Below are 7,174 nucleotides of genomic sequence, written 5' to 3'. Positions count from 1 at the left end.
CCTCCGCGCAGTCGAGAGTCAGTGCCTGCGTCGCCCTCACCCCAGCCCTCTCCCGCAAGCGGGAGAGGGAGCTCGCCGTGCGCCGGGCAACCGCATCGTTCTGCATCACGCATGAGACGCGTCTCTCGCCTCTCCCCCGCGCGCGGAGAGGAAAAATCAGACTCTGACAAGGGAATACTTTGATGGTTGCCCAGGCCGCATTGCGTGAACCCGCTGTTCCTATGCTCGATGCCGCCATCGAGACCATGCCGCGGCCGCAGCTGGCGGCGCTGCAGTTCGAGCGGCTGCGCAAGATCGTCGAGCGGGCGTATCGCGACGTGGCGCATTATCGCCGGACCTTTGATGAGGCCGGCGTCAAGCCGGGCGACCTGACATCGCTCGCCGACCTCGCGAAGTTTCCCTTCACCAAGAAGACCGATCTGCGCGACAACTATCCGTTCGGCATGTTCGCGGTGCCGCGCGCTCAGATGCCGCGGATCCACGCTTCGTCGGGCACCACCGGCAAGCCGACCGTGGTCGGCTACACGCGCAACGATCTCGACGTCTGGGCCGAGCTGATGGCGCGGTCGATGGTCGGGGCCGGCGTCTCGCCCGACGACATCGTGCACAACGCCTACGGCTACGGCCTGTTCACCGGCGGCCTCGGTGCGCATTACGGCGCCGAGCGGCTCGGCTGCACCGTGGTGCCGGCGTCGGGCGGCGGCACCGAGCGGCAGGTGCAGCTGATCGCCGATTTCGGCGCCAACGCGTTGTGCTGCACGCCGAGCTACGCGCTGAACATCGCCGAAGTCGCCGAGCAGATGGGCATCAATCTGCGCGACGCGCCGCTGCGCGTCGGCCTGTTCGGCGCCGAACCGTGGTCTGGCGCGATGCGCCGCGATCTCGAAGCGCGGCTCGGCATCAAGGCGGTCGACGTCTACGGCCTGTCCGAAATCATGGGCCCCGGCGTCGCCTGCGAATGCGCGGTGGCGCAGAATGGCCTGCACGGCTGGGAGGATCACTTCCTGTTCGAAACCATCGATCCGGAGACGCTGCAGGTGCTGCCGATGGGTGCGCCGGGTGAGCTGGTGATCACCACGCTGACCAAGGAAGCGCTGCCGATGATCCGGTACCGCACCCGCGACATCACCAGCCTCAACCTCGAGCCCTGCGCCTGCGGCCGCACGCATGTCCGCATCATGCGCGTCACCGGCCGCGACGACGACATGCTGATCATCCGCGGCGTCAACGTCTATCCGTCGCAGGTCGAGTCGGTGCTGATCGGCTTCCCCGGCATCGCGCCGCACTACCAGATCGTGCTGACGCGGGAGAAAGCGCTCGACGCCATGACGGTCGAAGTCGAGATCGCCCCCGACGCCCCGCGCGACGAGGCCGCGCTGGCCAAGAAGGCGTCCGAGGTGACGCACCACATCAAGTCGCTGATCGGCGTGACGTGCAAGGTCGCGGTGAAATCGCCGGGTGAAGTCCCGCGCTCGCAGGGCAAGGCCGTGCGGGTGAAGGATCAGCGGAATATCTGACGGACCTCTCCCCGTCATTGCGAGCGAAGCGAAGCAATCCAGCTCCTGCACGGGGCGCTGGATTGCTTCGTCGCTGCGCTCCTCGCAATGACGTGGAGAGGTTGCCTGTTTCGCCAGCCCGTGTCCCGGGCGCGGTGCAGCACGTAGTGCTGCTCCGCAGACCCGGGATCCCGGTTGAGGCGCAAACCCCGTAACCGGGGCCCCGGATCTGCAGCGCACCACGCCGCAAGAGCGGCGCGCTGCGCAGCGTCCGGGGCACACCGCGTGGCGTGCGGTCAACCGAGGCGGGGCGGGGCTGTTACAACCCCAGCACCAGCTTGCTGATGATATCGCGCTGGATCTCCGAGGTGCCGCCGAAGATGGTGTAGGCGCGGCCGTTGAGGTGGGTCGGCATCACGGCGAGTTCGTCTTCCGGAATCGCCGGCGCGGCGTTGAGGCGGTGCAGCGGGCGGGTCGGTTCGACGTAGAGGCCATCGTTGCCGATGACGTCGACGCCGAGCCGGCTCACCGCCTGATAGATCTCGCTGGTGCGCAGCTTGAGGATCGACGACACCGCGCCCGGGTTCTGGCCGTTCTGCAGCGCGGACAGCACGCGCAGCTCGGTCATTTCCTGCGCGTCGATATCGACCTCGGCCTCCGACATCCGGATCGCGATGTCCGGATCCTCGATCGCCCGGCCGGTTGCCTCCGAGGAGGCGAGCTCAGCCGTCCGGTGCAGCGCCTTGCGCAGCTTGGCCGAGGCGATGCCGGAGCCACGCTCGAATTCGAGCAGATACTTGCCGTAGGTCCAGCCCTTGCCTTCCTCGCCGACCAGGTTCGACGCCGGAATCCGGACGTCGTCGAAGAACACCTGGTTGACCTCGTGGTCGCCGCCGATGGTCAGGATCGGCCGGATGGTGATGCCGGGGCTCTTCATGTCGATCAGCACGAAGCTGATGCCGTCCTGCTGCCGCGGCTCGTCGCTGGTACGCACCAGCGCGAACATCATGTTGGCGTTGTGCGCGTGGGTGGTCCAGATCTTGGTGCCGTTGATGACGTACTCGTCGCCGTCACGGACCGCACGGGTCTTCAGCGACGACAGGTCCGAGCCCGAGCCCGGCTCGGAATAGCCCTGGCACCAATAATCCTCGCAGGACAGAATCCGCGGCAGGAAGTAGTTCTTCTGCTCCGGCGAGCCGAAGCCGATGATCACCGGGCCGACCATCTTGACACCCATCGGCGTCGGCGTCGGCACGCCCGCGTGGGCGCATTCAGTTTCGAAAATCCAGCGCTGCGCCGGCGTCCAGCCGGGCCCGCCATATTCGACCGGCCAGCCCGGCGCGCCCCAGCCCTTGGCATTGAGGGCGCGCTGCCACGGCACGCCGCTCTCCGGCTCCGAGAACACCGAGGCGTTGAGCGACTCGGCGCGCTTCATGTCGGGCGTGAGATTCGCCGCGATGAAGTCGCGGACTTCCTGCTGGAAGGCGAGCTCGGCTTCGCCGAAGGTCATATCCATGTCGATGCCTCGCTTTGCTTAAACAGGCCGGCCGCTGAGCGCGGCGTGGCGGCGATAATGATGCGTGCTGCCGCCGAACAGCGTCTCGAACGCCAGCAGCCGTTTGAAATACGCGCCGACGTCGAGTTCATCGGTGACGCCCATGCCGCCGTGCAGCTGCACCGACTGCTCGGCGACGAAGCGCGCGCCCTTGCCGATCTTGGCCTTGGCGCCGGAGGCGGCACGCCCGCGCTCGGCGGCGTCCGCGTCGGCCTTCAGCGCCGCACGCAGCGCCATCGAGCGGGCTTCGTCGACCTGCACCGACATGTCGGTCAGCCGATGCCGCACCACCTGGTTGGCGGCGAGCGGCCGGCCGAACTGTTTGCGAACCTTGGTGTAGTCGAGCGTCTTGTCGGTCAGCGTCTGCATCATGCCGACCGCTTCGGCCGACATCGCGGCGAGGGCGCGATCGACCACGGCCTCGACCGCCGGATACGCATCGCCATCGGCGCCGAGCACCGCGTCGGCCGGCACCCGCACATCCTCCAGCGTCAGGTTGCACGCCCGTCCGCCGCCGAGCCGCGGATAGTCCGCAAGCGTCAGCCCCGCCGCATCACGCGGCACCAAAAACAGCCGCAGCGAGCCGCTGCCGTTGTTCGCCAGCCGCGCCGACACGATCAGCTGATGCGCCGACCCGCCGTCCAGCACCGCGACCTTGGCGCCGCTGAGCACATAGCCATCGCCGTCCTTGCGCGCCGTCGTATCGACACGGGCGAGATCTGCGCGCGCCGCGCGTTCGGCATGGGCGAAGGCGATCCGCAGCGTGCCCTCGGCGATCTGCGGCAGCAGCGCAGCTTTCTGCTCGTCGCGGCCGTGCTCGGCGACGAGGCCAGCGCCCAGCACCACGGTCGACAGATAGGGCTCGCTGACCAAACCGCGGCCGAACGCTTCCATCAGGATGCCGACCTCGATCGCGCCGCCGCCGATGCCGCCATGCTGTTCGGGCAGCGGCAGGGCCAGCCAGCCGAGCTCGGCGAACTGCTTCCAGATCGCCTCGCTGAAGCCGGACGGCTCCTTGGCGTTGTGGTCGCGCAGCTTGGCCGTATAGGTCTCGGCGATGAAGCGGTCGGCGCTTTCGCGCAGCAGCCGCTGTTCGTCACTCGGCGTGAGATCCATCGCTTACACCTTCACCTGTTTGCGCACCGACGGATGTAGTCCCGTTGGGTCGACGATCATTCCAAACTCCTGCAGATTGTGAGCGTGACACAGCTGATGCAGCGCGAACGCCTGATCGATCGCGGCCGGCTGGCCCATGATATCGACCGAGCGGTTGACCGCTTCCTTGGTCATCTTCAGCGCGAAGGCCGGCTTTGCGGCGATGCGTAGCGCCAGCTGCAGCGTGAAGTCGCTGAGTTCGCTCGCGGGCACCACGTGATTGACCATGCCCAGCTGATGCGCGTTTTGCGCGCTCCAGCTGTCGGCGGTGAACAGCAGCTCCTTGGCCTTGCGCGGGCCGAGCTCCCAGGGATGCACGAACCATTCGACGCCGCACACGCCCATCGTCACCACGGGATCGCAGAACTCGGCGTTGTCGGCGGCGACGATCAGGTCGCAGGCCCAGGCCAGCATCAGCCCGCCGGCGATGCACTTGCCGTGTACCTCGGCGATGGTCGGCTTGGCGAGATTGCGCCAGCGCCGGGTGATCTGCAGATAGATCTCCTGCTCGCGCGCCATCCGGCCGTGCGCTCCCGGCTCGCGAAACCCGCCCCAGCCGCCGACCGGCGCAAAGTCGACGCCGGCTTCGTTCTTCGTTGTGGCGCGCAGGTCGTGACCGGCCGAGAAGTGCGGACCGTTGCCGGCCAGAATGATCACCTTGACCGCATCGTCCTGCACCGCGTCGTCGAACGCGGCGTTGAGGTCGTAGGTCATCTGCAGATTTTGCGCGTTGCGCGCCTCCGGCCGGTTCATCACGATCCGGGCGATCGCCGGATCGGGACGGTCGACCACGAGCGTCTCGTAGGCGCCCATGCATCCTCCCGTTTCTTGTTGTGCCGGCGGTGGCCGGTTGTTGTTCCGCACAGTCTGGCAGGTCGTCCACGCGACCGCAAATCCGATTTGCTGCGCTAATTCCGCAGGGCGGCGCTGAAGCCCGGCCGGCCTGCAGATTTCGCCACATCCACAACCTCATGGTGAGGAGGCGCGCAGCGCCGTCTCGAACCATGGGCCGCAGGGGACGCGTTGCCCATCCTTCGAGACGCCCGGCTTCGCCGGGTTCCTCAGCATGAGGACTCAGTGCATGTGGATGAATTGAACCGGCTGGACCAGATGACGACGCGATCCCGCTTTGAGGCAAAACAATCCGCGCGCCGCACGGTTGTGCGACAGGCTTAGCCTCGTGCGGCCAAAGTCCGGCCAGAATTGATTTTTTCGTCGTGCCCATCCGTGCGATAGGTCGCGGCCTGATTGTCCCTACCGAAAGTCGATGATGCCGCAGTTCCGTGTTGCCCTGATGATCCGCACGTCCGCGTGGCGCGGCGTTGCGGCTGCGGCGCTGCTGCTGATCGGTTCCGCGGGCGCAGAGGCGGCGAACGCGTTGGCGACGCTGCCGCGCGATCTGTCGCCGTGGGGGATGTTCACGAACGCCGACATCGTCGTGCAGGTGGTGATGGCCGGTCTGGCGCTCGCCTCGCTGGCGACCTGGACGGTGTGGCTGTCGAAGACCGTGGAGTTGCGCCGCGAAACCGCGCGCGCCCGCGTGGCGCTCGCGTCGCTCGAGACCGACACCACGCTCGCCGCGCTGCGCGACACCGAGGCGCAGGACGGCGTCGGCGAATTGATCCAGAGCGCGGCGCGCGAGGCGCAGCTGTCCGGCTGGAACTTCGACGACGATTTCAAGGAGCGCGTCGCGCTGCGGCTGGAGCGGACGGAGGCGGCGATGTCGCGCAAGATCGCGCGCGGCACCGGCATCCTCGCCACCATCGGCGCGGTGGCGCCGTTCGTCGGGCTGTTCGGCACGGTGTGGGGCATCATGAACGCCTTCATCGGCATCTCCGAGGCGCACACCACCAATCTCGCCGTGGTCGCGCCGGGCATCGCCGAGGCGCTGCTCGCCACCGCGCTCGGCCTCGTCGCCGCGGTGCCGGCGGTGGTGATCTACAACTACCTGGTCCGCCAGATCGCCAATTATCGCGCGCTGCTCGGCGACGCCTCTGCGCAGGTGCTGCTGTTGGTCAGCCGCGATCGTGGCCGCTCGGCGCGGCTGATGGCGCGGGCCGCGGAGTAGGGCATGGGCGTGCGGCTCGGACGGCGGCAGCCGGTGGAGGACGATCTCGCCGTCGCGCACGAGATCAACGTCACGCCGTTCATCGACGTGATGCTGGTGCTGCTGATCATCTTCATGGTGGCGGCGCCGCTCGCTACCGTCGATCTCGGCGTCGATCTGCCGGCAAGCACGGCGGCGCCGCAGCCCCGTCCCGACAAACCCGTGTATCTGACGCTGCAGTCCGACCTGACGCTGGCGATCGGCGAAAGCCCGGTCGCGCGCGACGCGCTCGGCGACGCGCTGGCGACCGCGACGAACAGCAACAAGGACGAGCGCATCTTTCTGCGCGCCGACAAGGCGGTCAGCTATGGCGAGCTGATGGCGGTGATGAACCTGCTGCGCGACGCCGGCTATCTCAAGGTCGCGCTGGTCGGCCTCGATGGGCGCGACGGCCCATGAATGAACCGGCCAATGCCTACGCGCTGCACGACGAGCCCGGCCGCGGCCGCGCGCAGCAATGGCTGGCGTCGGCGATCGCGATCGTCGCGGCGCATCTCGTACTGATCGCCGCCGCACTCGCCTGGTATCAGCAGGTCCCGCCGCCCGGCGTCGACATGCCGGTCATCACGGTCGACTTGTCGCCGGCCTCCGCCGCGCCTGCGCTGCAACAGCAGGACCTCGCGCCGGGGCCGACGATGCAGCAGGCGCCGGAGCCGGCCGAGCGGAGTGAGCCGAACAAACCGACTGATGAGCCAGTGCAGCGGCAGGCCGAGCCGCAGACTGCACCCGTCCCGGTCGCGCCGTCACCGGCGGTGGCGCTGCCGCAGCCGGCCAGGCCGGCCGAAATCGCCAAGCCGCCTGAGCCAGCGAAGCCGGTCTCCAAACCCAAGCCGGAGCCGAAGCGCGCCGCGCGCGAGGAGG

6 protein-coding genes and 1 pseudogene are annotated in these 7,174 nt (G+C 68.1%); 4 read left to right on the top strand and 3 right to left on the bottom strand.

Going from position 1 to position 7,174, the window contains the following annotated elements:
- Positions 1–182 precede the first annotated feature (182 nt).
- Positions 183–1,517 carry a phenylacetate--CoA ligase family protein gene (locus IP86_RS11275; RefSeq protein WP_054162623.1) on the top strand — a complete coding sequence of 445 codons (1,335 nt, stop codon included), beginning with the start codon at positions 183–185 and terminating at the stop codon, positions 1,515–1,517.
- Positions 1,518–1,815: 298 nt separating this feature from the next.
- Here IP86_RS11275 and IP86_RS11270 read toward each other — a convergent pair whose 3' ends face one another.
- Genes IP86_RS11270 through IP86_RS11260 form a run of 3 tightly spaced genes read right to left on the bottom strand, consistent with a single transcriptional unit; the run spans position 1,816 to position 5,019 of the window.
- Positions 1,816–3,012, bottom strand: coding sequence for an acyl-CoA dehydrogenase family protein (locus IP86_RS11270; protein ID WP_054162622.1), 1,197 nt, complete (start codon positions 3,010–3,012; stop codon positions 1,816–1,818).
- Positions 3,013–3,030: 18 nt separating this feature from the next.
- A complete protein-coding gene (locus IP86_RS11265) occupies positions 3,031–4,167 on the bottom strand; it encodes an acyl-CoA dehydrogenase family protein (protein WP_054162621.1) in 1,137 nt (378 codons plus the stop codon).
- Positions 4,168–4,170: 3 nt separating this feature from the next.
- The gene (locus tag IP86_RS11260; RefSeq protein WP_054162620.1) at positions 4,171–5,019 is read right to left on the bottom strand and encodes an enoyl-CoA hydratase; all 849 of its coding nucleotides are present in this window, start codon (positions 5,017–5,019) and stop codon (positions 4,171–4,173) included.
- A 481-nt stretch (positions 5,020–5,500) separates the two neighbouring features.
- Between IP86_RS11260 and exbB the strand changes: the two genes are divergently transcribed.
- The 3 genes and pseudogenes from exbB to IP86_RS11245 form a co-directional block, all read left to right on the top strand.
- A complete protein-coding gene (gene exbB, locus IP86_RS11255) occupies positions 5,501–6,274 on the top strand; it encodes a tonB-system energizer ExbB (protein WP_245290596.1) in 774 nt (257 codons plus the stop codon).
- Positions 6,275–6,277: 3 nt separating this feature from the next.
- Positions 6,278–6,712 (top strand): TonB system transport protein ExbD, encoded by a 435-nt coding sequence (gene exbD / locus IP86_RS11250; protein ID WP_054162618.1) that lies wholly within the window; start codon positions 6,278–6,280, stop codon positions 6,710–6,712.
- Positions 6,709–7,174 (top strand): annotated as a pseudogene (locus IP86_RS11245) (energy transducer TonB); the annotation flags it as partial. The gene exbD and the pseudogene IP86_RS11245, both read left to right, overlap by 4 nt.

The organism is Rhodopseudomonas sp. AAP120, from assembly GCF_001295845.1.
In the GTDB taxonomy this organism is placed as follows: domain Bacteria; phylum Pseudomonadota; class Alphaproteobacteria; order Rhizobiales; family Xanthobacteraceae; genus Rhodopseudomonas.
The sequence above is the reverse complement of the archived record's forward strand: the minus strand, read 5'-3'. Positions and strand labels throughout refer to the sequence as shown.

Excerpts from the sequence above, each read along its gene's own strand:
- IP86_RS11260 (WP_054162620.1), bottom strand. The coding sequence starts at position 5,019 with ATGGGCGCCTACGAGACGCTCGTGGTCGACCGTCCCGATCCGGCGATC.
- exbD (WP_054162618.1), top strand. The coding sequence starts at position 6,278 with ATGGGCGTGCGGCTCGGACGGCGGCAGCCGGTGGAGGACGATCTCGCC.
- IP86_RS11265 (WP_054162621.1), bottom strand. The coding sequence starts at position 4,167 with ATGGATCTCACGCCGAGTGACGAACAGCGGCTGCTGCGCGAAAGCGCC.
- IP86_RS11270 (WP_054162622.1), bottom strand. The coding sequence starts at position 3,012 with ATGGATATGACCTTCGGCGAAGCCGAGCTCGCCTTCCAGCAGGAAGTC.
- IP86_RS11275 (WP_054162623.1), top strand. The coding sequence starts at position 183 with ATGGTTGCCCAGGCCGCATTGCGTGAACCCGCTGTTCCTATGCTCGAT.
- exbB (WP_245290596.1), top strand. The coding sequence starts at position 5,501 with ATGATCCGCACGTCCGCGTGGCGCGGCGTTGCGGCTGCGGCGCTGCTG.